The 15903-nt window shown below is 62.7% G+C and carries 15 protein-coding genes; 11 read left to right on the top strand and 4 right to left on the bottom strand.

Going from position 1 to position 15903, the window contains the following annotated elements; genetic code table 11:
- Positions 1 to 22 precede the first annotated feature (22 nt).
- From HLG82_RS05300 to HLG82_RS05290, 3 genes are read left to right on the top strand one after another with little or no spacing between them, the layout of a single operon-like run.
- The gene (locus HLG82_RS05300; RefSeq protein WP_193327735.1) at positions 23 to 2161 is read left to right on the top strand and encodes a DNA gyrase/topoisomerase IV subunit B; all 2139 of its coding nucleotides are present in this window, start codon (positions 23 to 25) and stop codon (positions 2159 to 2161) included.
- Positions 2162 to 2204: 43 nt separating this feature from the next.
- Positions 2205 to 3236: a GNAT family N-acetyltransferase gene (locus tag HLG82_RS05295; protein WP_193327643.1), complete on the top strand. Its 1032-nt coding sequence runs from the start codon at positions 2205 to 2207 to the stop codon at positions 3234 to 3236.
- Complete coding sequence (locus HLG82_RS05290; RefSeq protein ID WP_193327642.1) at positions 3236 to 4213, top strand: GNAT family N-acetyltransferase; 978 nt, start codon at positions 3236 to 3238, stop codon at positions 4211 to 4213. Before HLG82_RS05295 ends, HLG82_RS05290 begins: the two co-directional genes overlap by 1 nt.
- A gap of 18 nt (positions 4214 to 4231) precedes the next feature.
- Here the strand turns inward: HLG82_RS05290 and HLG82_RS05285 are convergent, their stop codons facing one another.
- Positions 4232 to 6631 (bottom strand): DNA gyrase/topoisomerase IV subunit A, encoded by a 2400-nt coding sequence (locus HLG82_RS05285; RefSeq protein WP_193327641.1) that lies wholly within the window; start codon positions 6629 to 6631, stop codon positions 4232 to 4234.
- 112 nt (positions 6632 to 6743) lie between these two features.
- Between HLG82_RS05285 and HLG82_RS05280 the strand changes: the two genes are divergently transcribed.
- Both HLG82_RS05280 and HLG82_RS05275 read left to right on the top strand, forming a co-directional pair.
- Entirely contained in the window at positions 6744 to 7301 is a 558-nt protein-coding gene (locus HLG82_RS05280; RefSeq protein ID WP_193327640.1) for a DUF5998 family protein, read from the top strand.
- Positions 7298 to 8389 (top strand): alkaline phosphatase family protein, encoded by a 1092-nt coding sequence (locus HLG82_RS05275; RefSeq protein WP_193327639.1) that lies wholly within the window; start codon positions 7298 to 7300, stop codon positions 8387 to 8389. The genes HLG82_RS05280 and HLG82_RS05275 overlap by 4 nt, the downstream gene beginning before the upstream one ends.
- 6 nt (positions 8390 to 8395) lie before the next feature.
- Here the strand turns inward: HLG82_RS05275 and sepH are convergent, their stop codons facing one another.
- Positions 8396 to 9481, bottom strand: coding sequence for a septation protein SepH (sepH, locus tag HLG82_RS05270; RefSeq protein WP_193327638.1), 1086 nt, complete (start codon positions 9479 to 9481; stop codon positions 8396 to 8398).
- 185 nt (positions 9482 to 9666) lie between these two features.
- Here sepH and HLG82_RS05265 point away from each other — a divergent pair, with 185 nt between their 5' ends.
- The 4 genes from HLG82_RS05265 to HLG82_RS05250 are packed head-to-tail and all read left to right on the top strand — an operon-like array spanning position 9667 to position 11502.
- Positions 9667 to 9966, top strand: a complete 300-nt coding sequence (locus HLG82_RS05265) for a DUF4193 domain-containing protein (RefSeq protein WP_193327637.1) — start codon at positions 9667 to 9669, stop codon at positions 9964 to 9966.
- Positions 9967 to 9981: 15 nt separating this feature from the next.
- Positions 9982 to 10602 carry a DUF3710 domain-containing protein gene (locus HLG82_RS05260; protein ID WP_193327636.1) on the top strand — a complete coding sequence of 207 codons (621 nt, stop codon included), beginning with the start codon at positions 9982 to 9984 and terminating at the stop codon, positions 10600 to 10602.
- Complete coding sequence (locus tag HLG82_RS05255; protein ID WP_193327635.1) at positions 10599 to 10856, top strand: single stranded DNA-binding domain-containing protein; 258 nt, start codon at positions 10599 to 10601, stop codon at positions 10854 to 10856. The genes HLG82_RS05260 and HLG82_RS05255 overlap by 4 nt, the downstream gene beginning before the upstream one ends.
- A complete protein-coding gene (locus tag HLG82_RS05250) occupies positions 10843 to 11502 on the top strand; it encodes a DUF3159 domain-containing protein (RefSeq protein ID WP_193327634.1) in 660 nt (219 codons plus the stop codon). The genes HLG82_RS05255 and HLG82_RS05250 overlap by 14 nt, the downstream gene beginning before the upstream one ends.
- Here the strand turns inward: HLG82_RS05250 and HLG82_RS05245 are convergent.
- Entirely contained in the window at positions 11499 to 12155 is a 657-nt protein-coding gene (locus HLG82_RS05245) for a potassium channel family protein (protein ID WP_193327633.1), read from the bottom strand. The two genes, HLG82_RS05250 and HLG82_RS05245, sit on opposite strands and share 4 nt — an antisense overlap.
- A complete protein-coding gene (locus HLG82_RS05240; protein ID WP_193327632.1) occupies positions 12152 to 12820 on the bottom strand; it encodes a potassium channel family protein in 669 nt (222 codons plus the stop codon). The genes HLG82_RS05245 and HLG82_RS05240 overlap by 4 nt, the downstream gene beginning before the upstream one ends.
- Before the next feature lie 45 nt (positions 12821 to 12865).
- Here HLG82_RS05240 and HLG82_RS05235 point away from each other — a divergent pair, with 45 nt between their 5' ends.
- On the top strand, positions 12866 to 14677 hold the full coding sequence (locus HLG82_RS05235) for an APC family permease (RefSeq protein ID WP_193327631.1): 1812 nt from the start codon (positions 12866 to 12868) through the stop codon (positions 14675 to 14677).
- Entirely contained in the window at positions 14677 to 15873 is a 1197-nt protein-coding gene (locus tag HLG82_RS05230; protein ID WP_193327630.1) for a class I SAM-dependent RNA methyltransferase, read from the top strand. The genes HLG82_RS05235 and HLG82_RS05230 overlap by 1 nt, the downstream gene beginning before the upstream one ends.
- Positions 15874 to 15903: the final 30 nt, after the last annotated feature.

The following is a 15903-nucleotide window of genomic DNA, read 5'->3' as shown; positions in this document are numbered from 1 at the left end:
AACGTCGGGGCAGGCGGATATGATGCAAGGCGTGCCACATACTGAAAAACAGCAATACACAGCCCGCCACCTCTCGGTCCTCGAGGGGCTCGAAGCTGTGCGCAAGCGTCCCGGAATGTATATCGGCTCCACCGACTCCCGCGGCCTGATGCACTGCCTGTGGGAGATCATTGACAATTCGGTTGACGAGGCGACGGAGGGACACGCGTCCTCGATCCGCGTCACGCTCTACCCGGATGGCTCGGTGGAGGTTGAGGACGACGGCCGCGGCATTCCTGTCGACGAGGTGCCAGGAACGGGCGCCTCCGGCGTCGAGGTCGTCTACACAAAATTGCACGCGGGCGGAAAATTCGACTCGGCAAACTATGGTTCTGCAGGCGGCCTGCACGGAGTGGGCGCCTCGGTTGTCAACGCCCTTTCCCAGCGTCTGGACGTCGCTGTCAAACGCGAAGGGAAAATCTGGGAGATGTCCTTCCGCCGCGGAGAACCGGGCATTTACAAGGACGCGGGCCAGCCAAAGCCGGATGCGCCTTTCGAGCCCTTCACCACCCAGTCAGAGTTGCGGGTGACGGGCAAGGTGGCGAAGAAGATCACCGGAACCAGGGTGCGTTATTGGGCGGACCCGGAGATCTTCCCGCGCGATAGCCACTTCAATTACGACCACCTCATCGAGCGCGTGCGTGAAAAGGCTTTCCTCGTCCCCGGGATCGAGATCGTGGTGCGTGACGAGCGCGGCCTGGCCGGCACCCCGGGCGAGGGCGGCCCGATCGAAGAAGTCTTCAAGTTCGATGGTGGAGTGGTTGATTTTGTTGACCACCTTGCCACTGATACCCCCGTGTCTCGCACGATGCACCTCGCCGGCGAGGGAACGTTTACCGAAACCGTGCAGGTGTTGGACAAGAAGTCGGGTCATCTTCGCGCGCGCGAGGTCGAACGCGTCTGTGATGTCAATATCGCACTGCGCTGGGGAAATGGTTACGATACGAGGGAGGAAACCTTCGTCAATATCATCGCCACCCCCAAGGGCGGTACGCACCTGACGGGTTTCGAACAGGGTCTGGTCAAGGTGATCCGCGCCCAGATCGAGGCTAAGTCGCGCCAGCTCAAGGTCACGGCACGCGATCCGCGCATCGAGAAGGATGACATCCTGGCGGGCCTGACGGCCGTCATCGCCGTCCGCTTCCCCGAACCGCAGTTCGAGGGCCAGACCAAGGAAGTCTTGGGCACGGCGCCGATTCGGGCGATCGTGTCGAAGGTCGTCGAAAGCGAGCTTGCCAAGGAACTTTCCTCCACGAAGCGCGATGCGAAGACGGAAAATCAGCGCGTGCTGGAGAAGATCGTTGCTGAAATGCGCGCCCGCGTGGCCGCACGCACGCAGAAGGAAATCTCCCGGCGTAAGAACGCGCTAGAAACATCCACGTTGCCGGCCAAACTGGCCGATTGCCGCTCGGAAGACGTCGAACGTACTGAGCTGTTCATCGTCGAGGGTGATTCGGCACTCGGAACAGCCAAACTCGCGCGCGATTCGGAGTTTCAGGCTCTGCTGCCGATCCGCGGCAAGATCCTCAACGTCCAGAAGGCCTCGCCTGCGGACATCCTCAAGAACCAAGAGGTTTCCTCGATCATCCAGGTCGTCGGAGCTGGTTCCGGGCGGACCTTCGACGTCGATGCGGCGCGATACGGCAAGGTGATCTTCATGACCGACGCCGACGTCGACGGCGCGCACATCCGTACCCTCCTGCTGACTCTTTTCTTCCGCTACATGCGTCCCTTGGTCGAAGCTGGCCGCGTCTATGCGGCGGTTCCACCTCTGCACCGGGTGGAGGTATCCGGCCGCGGAGGCAAGAAGGGGGAATACATCTACAGCTACTCCGACGCCGAGCTGTACCGCATCCTCGCCAGGCTCGAGAAGCAAGGGCGCACGTACAAGCAGCCGATCCAGCGATACAAGGGCCTGGGCGAAATGGACGCCGACCAGCTGGCCGAGACGACGATGGATCCCAAGCACAGGATGCTCCGGCGAATCTCGCTGAGCGACGAGGACGCGTTGCGGTTTGCCGAGGAGACCTTCGAGCTATTGATGGGCTCGGATGTGGCTCCGCGTAAGGATTTCATCATCGAGGGAGCGGACGACATTTCGCGCGAGCAAATCGACGCGTAGGACTTAGGGCGCGTTTGGCGGCGCCGTTGGTAGACTGGGCGATATGCACACGGGAAAAATCACGGGGCGAACGCTTGAACAGCGCCTAGCCGCGCCGAGGGAACTGGCCTATCCAAGCCCGCACTTGGGTTTGTCATGGAGCCAACTCAAGTCTGAGGACTTGGATGAACTCGGCGAGCTTTTACGTCTTTGTGCCGACCCTGAAATCTACGGCGAGCTTCGGATTAGCCAGCAGGTGACTCCGTGGTCCCGGGCACCTGAGTCGGAGCGCGGTAACCTGGACGCGATCGTCGGCCGTGACGCGGCGGGGGCCCTCCAGGCGATTGGGCTCGTCTTCACCAACCCGCATCCCCTCACCGAGGCGCAGGCCAACATTTACGGAGCGATTTCCCCGCACTGGCGTGGCCGGGGGATTGGACGTGCGTTGTTGGAGTGGCAGGACGGGCGCGCTCGGCAGCTGATGCTTGCCGCGGGTTATGACCTTCCCGCGTCGATCCGTTCCCGGGTGAAGCTGACGAATATGGAGCGCCGGCGTCTGCTGGCCGCCGGCGGATTTTCGCCTCAGAATCGCTGGACGTACATGGATGTTCGCCTCGGTGAGGAGCACCGGGAGCATTCGCGTGCGGCGCGCGAGCGCCTCGCCTCCCGCGGCATGGAGGTCATCCCCTTCGACTCGAACTATTCGGAGGAAGTGCTACGGCTCCACAACCGCATTTCGATGGTGATGGATCGTCGGCAGCCCCTATCTGCCGAGGAATGGGAGGAGCGGCTAACGGGGGCGGATCGTGAGGCCTCCGTATTACTGGCAGACGGTAGCAACCTCGTGGGGTATTCTCTGAACTCGATTTTGCATGACAGGCAAATGCGGGTGACGTTCTACGGCATCGACCGAGGTTTCCGCCACAGCGGCAACGGCACCGATCTGATCTTGGCCCAGATGGCCCCTGCCCTCGACGCGGGGATCGTCTCCATGAGCGTTCCGGTCGTCTCTGAATTTACCCCACCCACCGAGTTCCTCACGAAATACGGATTTTTTGAGGGGGCCTCGCAGATCCTTTACTCCATTGATATCTAATGCCTGACGCGCGCTGGATCTGGACCCCGTTGGACGCATCGGATGCCGATGCTATCCACGCCCTCATCCTTGAGATCGAGGAGGCAGACGATTCTGCTAACCGAACCACTCGGGACGAGGTCGACTCCTACTTCCTCAACTCGCACGTGTGGCGGGCCCAGGGCGCATGGGCCGGCCAAGAACTGCTCGCCTTCGGCCTGCTTCGGACACCGGTGGCCAATGGTGGCGAACTGCCGCTGACGATGTCTGGCGGCGTGGCGCCCTCCTGGCGTGCCCACGGCCTCGGCCGAGACCTGATGGAACGCCAGCTCATCACGGCGCGAAGCCTGGCTCGGGAGCTTGGTATGGAGACGGCGTCGGTGCAGATGTACATCGACAATTCTCAGTTCGATCTGCTCGACATGGCCGACCGCCTCGGCTTCGAACGCGAGTCGCAGTACGTTCAGATGCGTCGGAGCCTCGCGATTCCGGTGGGCGAGCCCCAGATATCGCCCTATACTCGGATCCTCAAGCTGACGGGGGAGTGGGTGAACGACACGCGCCGGGCCCATAATCGAGTGCTCGCCGACAACCTGACTTACACCAAGCTCGGCAACGAGGCATGGCAGGCCCGCCTGCGCATGATGGAAGAGGACTGGTGCCTCGTCGCCATTGACTTCTTCGGCGATCGCCCGCGCCTGGCCGGCTACCTGCTGTCCTCGCGCTTCGCCTCCAACACGAAAGAAGGCACGACCAACGATGCCGTCTATGACGAGGGGTACGTGGAGGAGGTCGTGGTCTTGCCGCAATGGCGCGGCAGGCACATCGCGTCCGCCCTCCTCACCGCGGCGATGGGCCGATTTAGAGACGCGGGCCTGTCATACATCGGCCTGGACATCGCCGGTGAGGGCTCGCAACGCTCGAGCCTGATCACCGTCTTCGAACACTTCGATTTCGAGCGTGTGGCGGAGACATACATCGTCACCACCACGGTCTAGCGAGCGCGCACTGAGCCCCTAGCCGATGCTCTTGACGACGGCGGACAGTTGCGTTCCCGAGGCGTCGCGGCGCTCGTCGACATTGGGAAGAGTCACCGGCTTGCCACGATTTCCTGTGGCGCGTGGCGGCAACTGACCCACCCACGCCATCTCGATGACGTCCTCGCCGCGCAGGAACCGCTGGGCACGCACGCCGCCCGTGCCGCGCCCCTTGGCGGGGTAGCGGTCCAGGGGCGTGACCTTCGCCGATCCTGCTACCGTTCCGGGCAGGGATCCGGATGAGCCGGCGATGGTAACGACGCCGTGTGCGGCAAGATCGTCGCCAGGGACAACGCCCATGGCGATGACGGATGCGCCTTCGGCCAGGCGAATTCCCGCAATGCCTTGACCACCCCGGCCCTGGGGACGGACGTCTCCTGCGGGGAAGCGCAGGAGCTGAGCGTTGGAGGTGACCAAGACGATTTGATCGTCCTCGGTAGCGGGCGCGGCGCCGACGACCGTGTCGCCGTCGGCGAGTTTGATGATGTCGATCGCGCCCTTATCCGGATAGTCGGGGTTGACTCGCTTGATCTTGCCCTGCGCGGTTGCGAGGGCAAGGATCGGCGGCTGGTCGAGGTTGACTAGGCCAATGACGTGCGACCCCTTGCCCATGAGGAGAATCTCGAGAATGGGTGCGCCTCCTCCCAAACTCGGAGCGGTCTCGGTTTCGGGAATTGCCGGGATATCGACGACGTTGAGACGGTTGACCGAACCGTCGGAGGTGATGACGCCGATCGAAGAGAGGTTGGTGGTTTTAACCATGGAGACGATCGCGTCGTGGTTGGCGCGCGGCCCGAACCGGGAGGGCTCGGCGTCGGTGACGACGCGGGCGATGAGGCCGTCTCCGGAGAGCATGACCCAACACGGGTCGTCTTCCACCTTCAATGCTGCGCGCGACGACGTCCCCGCGCCGTCGGATTCAAGGAGAACGGTTCGGCGCGCGGTGGCAAACTGCCGAGCGGTTTGGGCCAGCTCCTCGGAAATGAGGGCGTGCAAGCGCGAGTCGGAGGCGAGAATTTCACTAAGGAACTCGATGTCGGCAAGCAGCTCGCTCTTTTCCTTCTCCAGCTCGATCTGCGAGAACTTCGTCAGCCTGCGCAGGCGCAGCTCGAGGATGAATTCGGCCTGCACCTCAGACAGGTCGAAGACCTGTCTGAGCCGTTCCTTGGCGATCGCCGAGTCATCTGAGGAACGAATAACCGCGATGACCTCGTCGATGTCGAGGATCGCGATCAGGAGGCCCTCAACGAGATGAAGGCGGTCCTTGGCCTTGGTGAGGCGGAATTCGGTTCGGCGGCGAGTGACGCTGATGCGGTGGTCGAGGAAGACCTGAAGGAGTTCCTTAAGGCCGAGGGTACGCGGCTGGCCGTTGACGAGCGCGACGTTGTTGATGCCAAAGGACTCTTCGAGCGGCGTGTGCTGGTAGAGGTCCGCCAGCACGGCTTCGGGGTTGAAAGAGTTTTTGACCTCGATCACGAGGCGCGTCCCATGCTTGCGGTCGGTCAGGTTCTGGACGCCGGAGATCCCCAGGAGCTTCTTGTTTTGCACACCGTCCTTAATCTTGTCGATCACCTTTTCGGGGCCGACCATGTAGGGCAGCTCCGTGAAGATAATGCCCTTCTTTCGGGCGGTGATGTTCTCGATGTGTGCGGTGGCACGGGTGCGGAAGATGCCTCGCCCGGTTTCGTAAGCCTGGCGGACGCCGTCGAGCCCCACGATTTTGCCGCCCTCGGGAAGGTCGGGGCCGGGAATGTAGCGCATCAGTTCGTCGAGGCTGGCGTCGGGGTTTTCGAGCAGGAATCGCGCGCCGGCGACGACTTCGCCGAGGTTGTGCGGAGCCATGTTCGTGGCCATGCCGACGGCGATGCCGGACGAGCCATTGACCAGGAGGTTGGGCAGCGCCGCTGGAAGCACCTCGGGTTGCATGTAGGTGTTGTCGTAGTTGGGCACCATGTCGACGACGTCCTCATCGAGGCTTGCCGTCATTGCCAACGCGGCCGGCGCCATGCGTACCTCGGTGTATCGGGGAGCCGCGGGCCCGTCGTCGAGCGAGCCGAAATTGCCGTGGCCGTCAACCATGGGCAGGCGCATGGTGAAGGGCTGGGCGAGGCGGACCATGGCGTCGTAGATCGCGGCGTCGCCGTGTGGGTGGAGGCGTCCCATGACGTCGCCCACGACGCGGGAGGACTTCACGTGGCCCTTGTCGGGGCGCAGGCCCATCTGGTCCATCTGGAAGAGAATGCGGCGCTGTACGGGTTTGAGGCCGTCGCGTGCGTCGGGAAGTGCGCGCGCGTAGATCACCGAGTAGGAGTATTCGAGGAAGGACGTGCGCATTTCCTGCGACACGTCGATGTCAACGATCTGCTCATGAGTAGCCATTGTTCTATTATCTGGCGGTTGCGGATACTTCCCGTGCATCTGACCGACCGTGTTGTCGTGATGTTGGCGACCCGCTTTCGCACATTGGCTCAGCCTTTGAAAGAATGGGCAGATGAATGATTTGCGTTCCGACTTCGATGAGGCACTTGCGCATCTCGTATCCGGGCAGTCTCCCGTCCTCGCTGACATCCGCCACGTCCTGGGTAACGACGCCGTCCGCGCTTTTTACGTCCGACCCGAGACCGTTTTCGATGCCGATTCCGTCTACGACCGGATCGTCGCGTTCATCGTAACTGGGACGCGGCTCCTGCTCGTGTATTCGGATACGAACTATGAGATGGATACTCGGGGCGAATACGTGACAACCACCCAATCCGTCCGGCTGGCCGATATCCGGGAGCATCACGTGATTCGGCGGCGCGAGTTCAAGGGCGACTCGGTGGGAGAACTGAACTCCATCCTTCTTCGGCTGCGGTGGGGAAGCTCGTTCAACCAGGATCTTCAGCCGGGTGCGTGCGACGATCCGGCCTGCACGAACGATCACGGCTACGTCGGGGTTGCCACCAATGAGGATCTGCAGATTTTCCTCGATCGCCATGTCGACACGGCCTATTTCCGCGAGGGTGTGGACTTCATTAATTCTCTCGAAGACATTCTTGGGCAGCGATGAACGGGGCGACGCTTCCGAGCAAGGAGAACGTTTCCGGCGTTCTGGCCAGTGTCCTCGCCGCGCTGGGGGTGGGTGCACACGCTCCGTTCGACTTTCCGCGTGTTGAACGCGCCTGCGTCGTCCTCGTTGACGGGCTGGGGTTTCATAACCTCCAGCAGAGGCGCGGCCATGCGCCGACCTTGCGCGCACTGGGAATGGACCGCGCGATCTCAACTGTGATTCCGTCGACGACGGCCGCCGCGATTACCGCGTTCGGCACCGGACAGCTCCCGGGCAGGACCGCCGTGGGCGGGTATGCGCTACGCGTCCCGCACACCGACGACGTCTTCAACCTCATCGCCTGGAATTCGCCCCAGGTGGATCCCGATACGTGGCAGGCCCAGCCCACACTTTTCGAAACCTCGAATCTTGACACCGTCAAGATTCAGCCCAAGAAGTTCGTCGATTCTGGGCTCACGCGCGCGGCGCTTCGTGGCGGGCGCACAGTCGTGGCCGAGAAGCTTCCGGCCCGGGTGGACGCCACAGTGAGGGAGCTCAAGAGGGGATCCGACCTCGTCTACCTCTACTGGGGAGACATCGATTCCACCGGCCACCACGCCGGGTGGGGCTCGGAGGCTTGGATCGCCCAGCTCGAGCATTTCGATGCCGAGTTGGGGCGCCTGACCAGGTCCCTGCCGGCAGGAACACTGCTTGTGTTGACGGCCGATCATGGCATGATCGACGTCGAGGAGCGACTCGACGTTGCCCACGTCAACCAGCTGACCGCGGGGGTCGACGTCGTTGCGGGGGAGTCACGCGCACTCCATCTCTACACGCGCGAACCCGATGCCGTCGCCGCTCGTTGGGAAGACTACCTCGGCGAGCGCGCGTGGGTCGTGACGTTAGAACAGGCTACATCGGCGGGGATATTTGGGCCGATGAGCCGCTTCGCCAAGGAAGTCTTCGGCGACGTTCTCGCCTTCCCCCGTGACAGGCTCGCCATCGTCGATTCGCGGTATCAAAGCGACGCCGCCATAAACCTCATTGGCGTGCATGGCTCCCTCACCGCGGAGGAAATGCTCGTCCCGCTCGTCGTCCACCTCGCTTAGGTGCGGCTAGTCGTCCTTGGAATATCCGAAGACGATTTCGTCCCACGAGGGCATGGCGGGCCGATTGCGGCGCTTCTTGGCAGGCTTCGGCGTGGCCGCGGAATCTTGCCCGACGCCGGGCAAGACCTGCTGGCTGTTGCCCGGTTGTTGAGAGTCGCTGGCATCAGCTTCGTCGGCAGATTCGGCCGTGGGCGCTGTCGGCGGAGTCGAGAGAGAGGAAACCGGGGTGACAATAGCCTTCTTCTGGCTCTTATCGTCGGCCGCCTCGGGCTTGGGCGAGGGGAAGGCGAGGATGGTCGCGTCCTGAGCCGCTTCGGGCTCGGAATCGGCCGGGTGTGCGCCATCAAATTCGGGCTCTGGCATCGGCTGAGACTTGCCACGCTTGGAATTGAGAGACTCCAGCATAGAATCGATGTCCACCGGCTGGCCGGAGGAGGCCGGGCGGGCGTCAATGGCGGAAATCTTTTCGGCAGGCGCGGCATCCTCGTCTTGGGCGACCGACGGCGTATTCGGCCTGCGCCACGGGTTGGACGGGGCCGGAATCTGGTTCTCGGTCAGCCAGGTGGCTTCGTCGTTGCGAGCGGTCACCGTCTGGGCCTTGGTGTTAATCGTCCACAGCGCCGTGTGGTTGGTGTCCCCGATCCGGTAACGCGCGACGAGGACCCACGGCTCTCCTTGATCGCGGTGGGCATCCCACTCGATGTCATTCGTGTTGACGCTACGTGCCACCAGGCGCGAGACGACGAGCTCTTCGAGAGTCATACCGCCGGCGTCGTGCCCCTGGCGGTAGAGCCGGGCGTTCTGTGCAGTGTATTCACGCTCGGCGAAGATCGGATACGCCAAGGAGTTCAGCTGGGAAGGAGGAAAGGAGGTGATTTTGGAAACTTCGGCGACAGAGAGGCCGGCGCGGAAGTGTGCCTGGATCTCGCGGGGCGTGATGGGCCGCGGCTTGTCGTCAGCCGGTGAGGCGACGTCGGTGCGCAACGCGGCACGGAGCTCGTCAGTAATGGGAAGAACGTAGCGATTACCTTCGGAATCATTCAGGCTGAGCTTTTGCCCCTCCTGAAGTCCCAACAACTCGAGCTCGATCATATGTGTCCTCCTACAGTCCTTCCCTAAGGGTGCCACCTGCGTGGAAAAGATTGGGGCACGGTTGGCGGTGTGTTGAGTGAATTAGCCGAAATCATCTCACTGCTGCGCCATTTCTGATGCGGTCTTGTGAAAACGTCTCACCTCTGGTACAAAGACGGTGAACATTCACCGATTAAGGGACGGTCATGGCCACAGATTACGATGCGCCGCGCAAGCAGGATGAAGAGCTGAAGGAAGATTCGCTCACTCAGCTGAAAGCGCGTGGAAGCAATCACCAGTCTAATTCCGTAGATGAAGACGAGGTTGAGGCGGCGGAGGGCTTCGAGCTTCCGGGTGCCGATTTGTCGAACGTTGAGCTCTCCGTGGCGGTTGTTCCCGCTCAGGATGACGAGTTCACCTGTTCACAGTGTTTTCTCGTCCACCACCGTTCTCAGCTAGCCTACGAGGAGGACGGCCTGCCCGTCTGCGCCGAGTGCGCATCGTAAGGAGCTGAGAGAATCATGGCGTGGTTTTTTAAGAAGAAGGAAGCAGAAGCAGAGCCGGAGCCGGAGCTGATCGCGGACGTCGCGCCCGCCGATGGCGTTCGGGTCGACGGACCGTGGGATGAGTCCGAGGTTGAGCACATAGGCGATCGCCTCGACGCCGGCTCGCTGTGGATTCCGGTTGTTCCGGGAGCCTCGCTTCAATTCACGCTTGATCGCCACCGCCAGCAGGTCCTCGGAATCGTGTACGGCAAGGATGGCTCCGCGCTTCAGCTGCAGGCCTTCGCCGCTCCGCGTTCGGCGCGGCTGTGGGACGAGGTTCGCCTAGACATGCGTACCTCGATAGCCCAGCAGGGCGGGTTTTCTCAAGAGGTCACGGGCCCACTCGGGGTAGAGCTGCAGGCACAGATGCCGGTTCCGAACTCGAAGGCCTTTACCCCGCACCGCTTCTTGGGTGTGGATGGCCCGCGTTGGCTCCTGCGTGCGACCTTGTACGGCAAGGCTGGCGCCGATGAGGCGGCGGCCAATGAGCTCATCGAGATCGTGCGCAACGTCGTCGTCAGCCGTGGCCAGACTCCGCACCCCCCGCGCGAACTGCTACCGCTGGAAATCCCTGAGCTGGTTACGCAGCAGCAATGACCAGGCGCCGGGACCTCATCGGCACGATTCGCTCGATTACCTACCCCGGCGCTGGCCGGGGCAAGCGCGTTACCGCCTACCTTGAACTTGATGAGGGGCCGATCGTCCTTTATTTCATGTCGCGTTCAAACCTTGAATGCATCGATATCGGTTCGAAGGTTCGAGTCATCGGTGCTGTCAGTACCTACCGCGGCGTCCCCACCATGTTTAACCCGTCTTACACCGTTGTTGAGGATAGCGATGAGCACGCATGACCATCCCGAAGCCGCCCCCGACCTTGGCCTGCGCGCCGTCATTCAGGAGGACTTCGATGTGATGGCTACCGTGGGAGGCGTGCGTGGCATCACGGAAGCGACTATCCCGACCGTCCTGTTCCTCGCTTTGTTCACGATTGTGGGGGAGCTCAACCTCGCGCTCCTTGTGGCAGTGGCCTCCTCGCTCGTCTTCATCGGGATTCGAGCCGTCCAGCGCATCGCGGTCACGCCGGCTCTCGGCGGTCTTTTTGCGATCGCACTGTCCGCTTTTGTGGCCTGGCGAAGTGGGCACGCCTCGAACTTCTTTGTCTGGGGCCTGATCACAAACGTGGCCTACCTTGCCGGCATCCTTGTGTCGCTCGCCGTCCGCTGGCCTGCCCTTGGCCTGCTCATCGGATTCCTGCGTGGAGACGCCACCGGGTGGCGCTCGGAGCCCTCCCAGGCGGTCACCCGGCGCCGCTACGCGCTCATTACGTGGATGTGGGCGGGTCTGTTCGCCGCCCGCTTGGCGGTTCAGGCCCCGCTCTACCTGGCCAACGCCACTGAGGCGCTCGGCATTTCCCGCCTCGTCATGGGTGTACCATTCTTCGCCCTCATCGGCTGGTTCACGTGGCTCATGGTCCGTGACCTGCCCGAGCCGCGCTAGAGCATCGCCTCGATCTCAGACAGGCCATCCGAGGCGTTTGCGCCAACGATAAAGATCAGCTGGTCCCCGGCGTCGATGGCCATGTCCGGGCTGGGGAAGAGCGGAACGCCGTCGCGAATCACGCTGGAAACGAGGATGTCTGGCGGCAGCGAGACATGTCCGAGCGCGTGCTCGGTGAAGAGCGAGCCGTTCGGCACCGTGGCCAGATACATGGCGGCACCGGACTGGAACTGCATGCGGCGCACGAGCTTGCCGGTGGACACGGCCTCCTGGATGATCTCCGCCATGATCTGCGGGGTGGACACGGCCACGTCCACGCCCCACGACTCGTCGAAGAGCCAGGTGTTGGCCGGGTTGGACACGCGCGCGATCACCTTTTGAACACCGAACTCGGTTTTTGCGAGAAGGGAAAGGACAAGGTTTGATTTGTCATCGCCGGTGGCGGCGATGACGGCGTCGGTATCCTCGAGGCCCGCGGTCTCCAGGACCGTGAGCTCGCAGGCGTCGCCTAAGATCCAATCGGCTTCGGGAACGGAGGCCACGCGCATGGCTTCCGGCTTGGAATCGATGAGGGTGACCTCGTGGCCCGCCTCGCTCATTTCCCGGGCGAGGGAACGCCCGACGGAGCCTGCTCCGGCTACAAGAATCTTCATCGCGAATCAGCCCCTCCGGGATGGTTGAGGACACGTTGGATGGCTTCGGCTTGGCCGACCGACGCCAGGAGGCGCACCTCGTCGCCGTCTTGAAGGACGGTGTTGACGTTCGGCAAGACGAGCTCGAGGTTACGCGTAATGTAGGCCACCCGTGCGGCCGTGTTACGTTCGATGTCGCCAACGGTGTGGCCGTACCACGTGCTATCGAGGTCCACGTAGAAGAGGGCTGTTCCGGTGGCGGAGTCGATGTGCTCGACATGCGGGCCGAGCGGGATGAGGTTACGCATCACTTGGTCAGAGGTCCACGACACCGGTGCGACGACGTCGATGCCCAGCTTGTTGTAGACACCGGCGCGAGTGGCGTCGTAGATGCGGGCCACGACGTTTTCCACGCCGAAGGTCTCACGTACCACGCGGGCGGCGATGATGTTGGAATTGTCGCCGGAGGAGACAGCGGCAAACCCGGCGGCGTCTTCAATTCCCGCTTGGCGCAGGGCGTTGCGATCGAACCCCACGCCGGTGACCTGCTGACCCTGAAAGTCGTCAGGCAGGCGCCTGAAAGCATGCGAGTTTTGATCGATGATAGCCACGGAGTGGCCTCGATCCATCAGGTTAACCGCGAGACTCGCTCCCACGCGGCCACAGCCCATAATGACGAAATGCACGAGTAAGACGTTACCTCAATTGCAAATACAGCGTAACCTAACCATGTGCTGAATTTTCGCGCCCCCCATTCGAGATCGGAGATCGTTGAGGCGGTCACCCGCTCCACGTCACTGTCGATTATTGCTCTGTGCATGGTGATCGTGCCGCAGATCGTGCTGCGTTCTGCCTCCTATTCAGAGAAGTCGGTGGCGATGCTGTGGGCGCTCTTTAGCGCCGTGGCCTCGCTGGCGGCCGCGATCTACATCGCCGGCCTTCTCCAGCGGCACGTGCCCCGCAGGTCCTCTCACCAGCTCGCCGGCTGGAACATCGGGCACTGGGCCGGCCTCCTGGTCTCCGCGGCCCGCATCCTCGCCTACGCCCTGGTGGTGATCTTGGGTGTGGAGCTCGCAACCAACTCCCTCGAAACCCAGCTGAACATCAGCTGGAGCTGGGTGCTCGATCCGATCCTCATTCTTCTCATCGCCATCGGCGTGCTGGTGATTCAGGTTCATCATCGGCCATGGATGACCTTCTTCACGGTAACCGCGGCGCTGGGTGTCATCGCCCTGCTGGGCTACGGGCTCATCGAGGAGGCGGCCGGGTCGGTCGACTTTGAAAACATCCGCTTGGCCCGCGAGGACGCCTACAACACCGAACGGTCGGCAGGCGTGCGCAATTCGATGGTCGAGGCGGCCCTCGGCGGGGCCATGCTCGGTGGAGCGACAACCCTCATCTCCGAGCGCATCCTCAACGACACGAACTACCGGCGCGTCAGCCGCCGTCGCCTGACGAAGTTCATGACGGGGGCGCTGATTGTCATCGCGATCACGCTCTATTTCAGCGTGGTGTTGCGGATGCCGGGTCAGCGCGTGGCGGTGCCAGCCCTGTCCATGTCCTATGCGTTCTTCGGGGAGAAGGGACAGCTCGTTTTTGTTGTCCTGTTCGTCATGCTTGGCGTGGGGGTGGCGACGGCCGCATACGGGCAGTTACCGCGGTTGTTGCGCGAGCTTGCCCTCGACGGCCTGTTGCCCAGAAGGCTGGCCGCTGCCGACGCCGTCGCCCCGCGTCGCGCCATCGTGGCCATCATCGCGTTGCTGGCAGCGATTGTGACGATCGTGCTCGACTCGGCAAGGTCGATCGCCACCGTCTTCGTCTTCACCGTCTATATCCTCGTGGCAATCGTCAGCCTCGCGATGATTTCGCGATCAAAGACGATCCTGAACGACTCGACGGAAGCCAAGGAGCGCCGCCGTGCGACGGGGTTGGCCTGGATTTTCCGTGCCTACGCCCTCTTTGCGCTTTTCATCGCCGGGGCTGTCGTTTACGCTCAGCCGATGTGGGCGCTGGCCGGGATCGTGGCGCTCAGCGTGCCCGTGGTCTTCCTCGTGGCCTATTCGCGCGGACAGTCCAAGCTCAGCCATCAGCTTCGGCTGGGTGACATGACGTTTGGGCGCAAACTACCCACCCGCGTCCACGGCGTCGTTATCATTGAAAAGGTCGACTCTGCCACGATCCAAGCCGTGACCTGGGCGCGGGCGATGCGGCTATCTACGCTGACGGCGATCTGTGTGGATATCGATCCGCGGCAAACGCGGCAGATCCGTCAGGCATGGGAAGCCGCTCTCGTTCCCGTTGACCTGACGATTCTGGGCGAACCGAAAGGCGCCTGGCGTGGCCCGGTGGTCGAATATATCCGCGCCCGGCTCACGGAGAGCCCGAACGACGTGATGAACGTGGTCATTCCCCGCGTGATCTATTCCAGCTCGTGGGAGCGTTTTTTCTTGCGGCATTCCACGCCACGCGTCATTTCCGATCTGCGCTTTGAACCGCGAGTGATGATTACAGAGGCTCCTTACCGCCTCGGTGAGGAAGAGTAATGCGCCTTGAGATAGTCGACATCGGTCACGGCGGCGTTGGCATCGCCCGTCACGATGGGCGCGTTGTGTTTGTTCGCGGCGCGATTCCCGGTGAGGTCGTCGACGTCGAGGTGGTCTCGCGTCAGTCGAAGTTCTTCCATGCCAACGTTGTCGACGTCGTCGAGGCAAGTCCTCATCGCGTCGAACATCCGTGGGCCGCGGGAGCGGCAGGAGTAACGGGAGCAGCCGATTTTGGCCACGTCGAGCTCGCGTGGCAACGCAAGCTCAAGACGGACGTGGTGGCCCACAACCTTCGCCGCATTGGCGGGCAAGACCTGGCGGAGGCGATCAAGCCACTGCGGGTTGAGGTGCGCGGAGTCGACTCGGCCGACGGCTGGGGGACTCGCACTCGCTTCGACGTGGTGAAAATGGCGACCGGCGTGGGCATGTACATGGAGCGGACGAACCGGCTGGTGCCACTGGACCGCATGCCACTCGCCCTACCCGAGCTTGAGCACCTTGACCTGTTCGGAAATGCCTGGGACGGCGTCGTTGCCGAGGGCGAACGCATGCACGTGGTCTGCCCGGCGTCGGGTCCGGATGTTGTCGTCGCTGGGCAGACCTATACCGCGCCGGGAAGGCAGGCCGATCCCTTCATTCACGAGCGTGCCGTTACGGGAGCTGACGTTTTCGAGTACCGCATCTCGTCGGGCGGATTTTGGCAGATTCATTGCCAGGCTCCGAGCGTGCTCCTTCAAGCGGTGCTAAAGGGTGCCGCAGCCCAGGAGGGGGAGTCTGTGCTGGAGCTGTTCTCCGGAGCGGGCCTGTTCACCGTTCCGCTGGCGCGGGCCGTGGGCGAACGCGGTAGCGTGTTCGCGATCGAGGGCTCCGAGCGTGCTGTCCGCGATGCGAGTGTCAATCTTGCTTCGATGCCGTGGGCGAAAGCCGAGGTCGCCCGGATCGATGAGGGCACGGTCGCGGGCCTGCGCGCCGACGTCGTGGTTGCCGACCCGCCGCGTGCCGGGCTAGGGAAGAAGACGGCTGCGCAGCTGGCCAGGTGCGGTGCCCGCAGAATCGTTCTCGTCTCGTGTGATCCCGCCGCGATGGCGCGCGACGTGGCAGAATTGGTAGCAAACGGGCGCAAGGTCGAGGCCATGGAGGCTTTCGACATCTTCCCTCATACTCATCACATGGAGGTTGTGACTGCCCTATCATGACCGAAAGTGATAGACAGTGGCATCACATCC

It is taken from the genome of Trueperella pecoris (assembly GCF_014926385.1).
GTDB classification, from domain to species: Bacteria; Actinomycetota; Actinomycetes; order Actinomycetales; family Actinomycetaceae; genus Trueperella; species Trueperella pecoris.
The sequence above is the reverse complement of the archived record's forward strand: the minus strand, read 5'-3'. Positions and strand labels throughout refer to the sequence as shown.

Bases quoted from the DNA above. Each gene is read 5' to 3' on its own strand.
- HLG82_RS05300 (WP_193327735.1), top strand. From the start codon at position 23: ATGCAAGGCGTGCCACATACTGAAAAACAGCAATACACAGCCCGCCAC.
- HLG82_RS05295 (WP_193327643.1), top strand. From the start codon at position 2,205: ATGCACACGGGAAAAATCACGGGGCGAACGCTTGAACAGCGCCTAGCC.
- HLG82_RS05290 (WP_193327642.1), top strand. From the start codon at position 3,236: ATGCCTGACGCGCGCTGGATCTGGACCCCGTTGGACGCATCGGATGCC.
- HLG82_RS05285 (WP_193327641.1), bottom strand. From the start codon at position 6,631: ATGGCTACTCATGAGCAGATCGTTGACATCGACGTGTCGCAGGAAATG.
- HLG82_RS05280 (WP_193327640.1), top strand. From the start codon at position 6,744: ATGAATGATTTGCGTTCCGACTTCGATGAGGCACTTGCGCATCTCGTA.
- HLG82_RS05275 (WP_193327639.1), top strand. From the start codon at position 7,298: ATGAACGGGGCGACGCTTCCGAGCAAGGAGAACGTTTCCGGCGTTCTG.
- sepH (WP_193327638.1), bottom strand. From the start codon at position 9,481: ATGATCGAGCTCGAGTTGTTGGGACTTCAGGAGGGGCAAAAGCTCAGC.
- HLG82_RS05265 (WP_193327637.1), top strand. From the start codon at position 9,667: ATGGCCACAGATTACGATGCGCCGCGCAAGCAGGATGAAGAGCTGAAG.
- HLG82_RS05260 (WP_193327636.1), top strand. From the start codon at position 9,982: ATGGCGTGGTTTTTTAAGAAGAAGGAAGCAGAAGCAGAGCCGGAGCCG.
- HLG82_RS05255 (WP_193327635.1), top strand. From the start codon at position 10,599: ATGACCAGGCGCCGGGACCTCATCGGCACGATTCGCTCGATTACCTAC.
- HLG82_RS05250 (WP_193327634.1), top strand. From the start codon at position 10,843: ATGAGCACGCATGACCATCCCGAAGCCGCCCCCGACCTTGGCCTGCGC.
- HLG82_RS05245 (WP_193327633.1), bottom strand. From the start codon at position 12,155: ATGAAGATTCTTGTAGCCGGAGCAGGCTCCGTCGGGCGTTCCCTCGCC.
- HLG82_RS05230 (WP_193327630.1), top strand. From the start codon at position 14,677: ATGCGCCTTGAGATAGTCGACATCGGTCACGGCGGCGTTGGCATCGCC.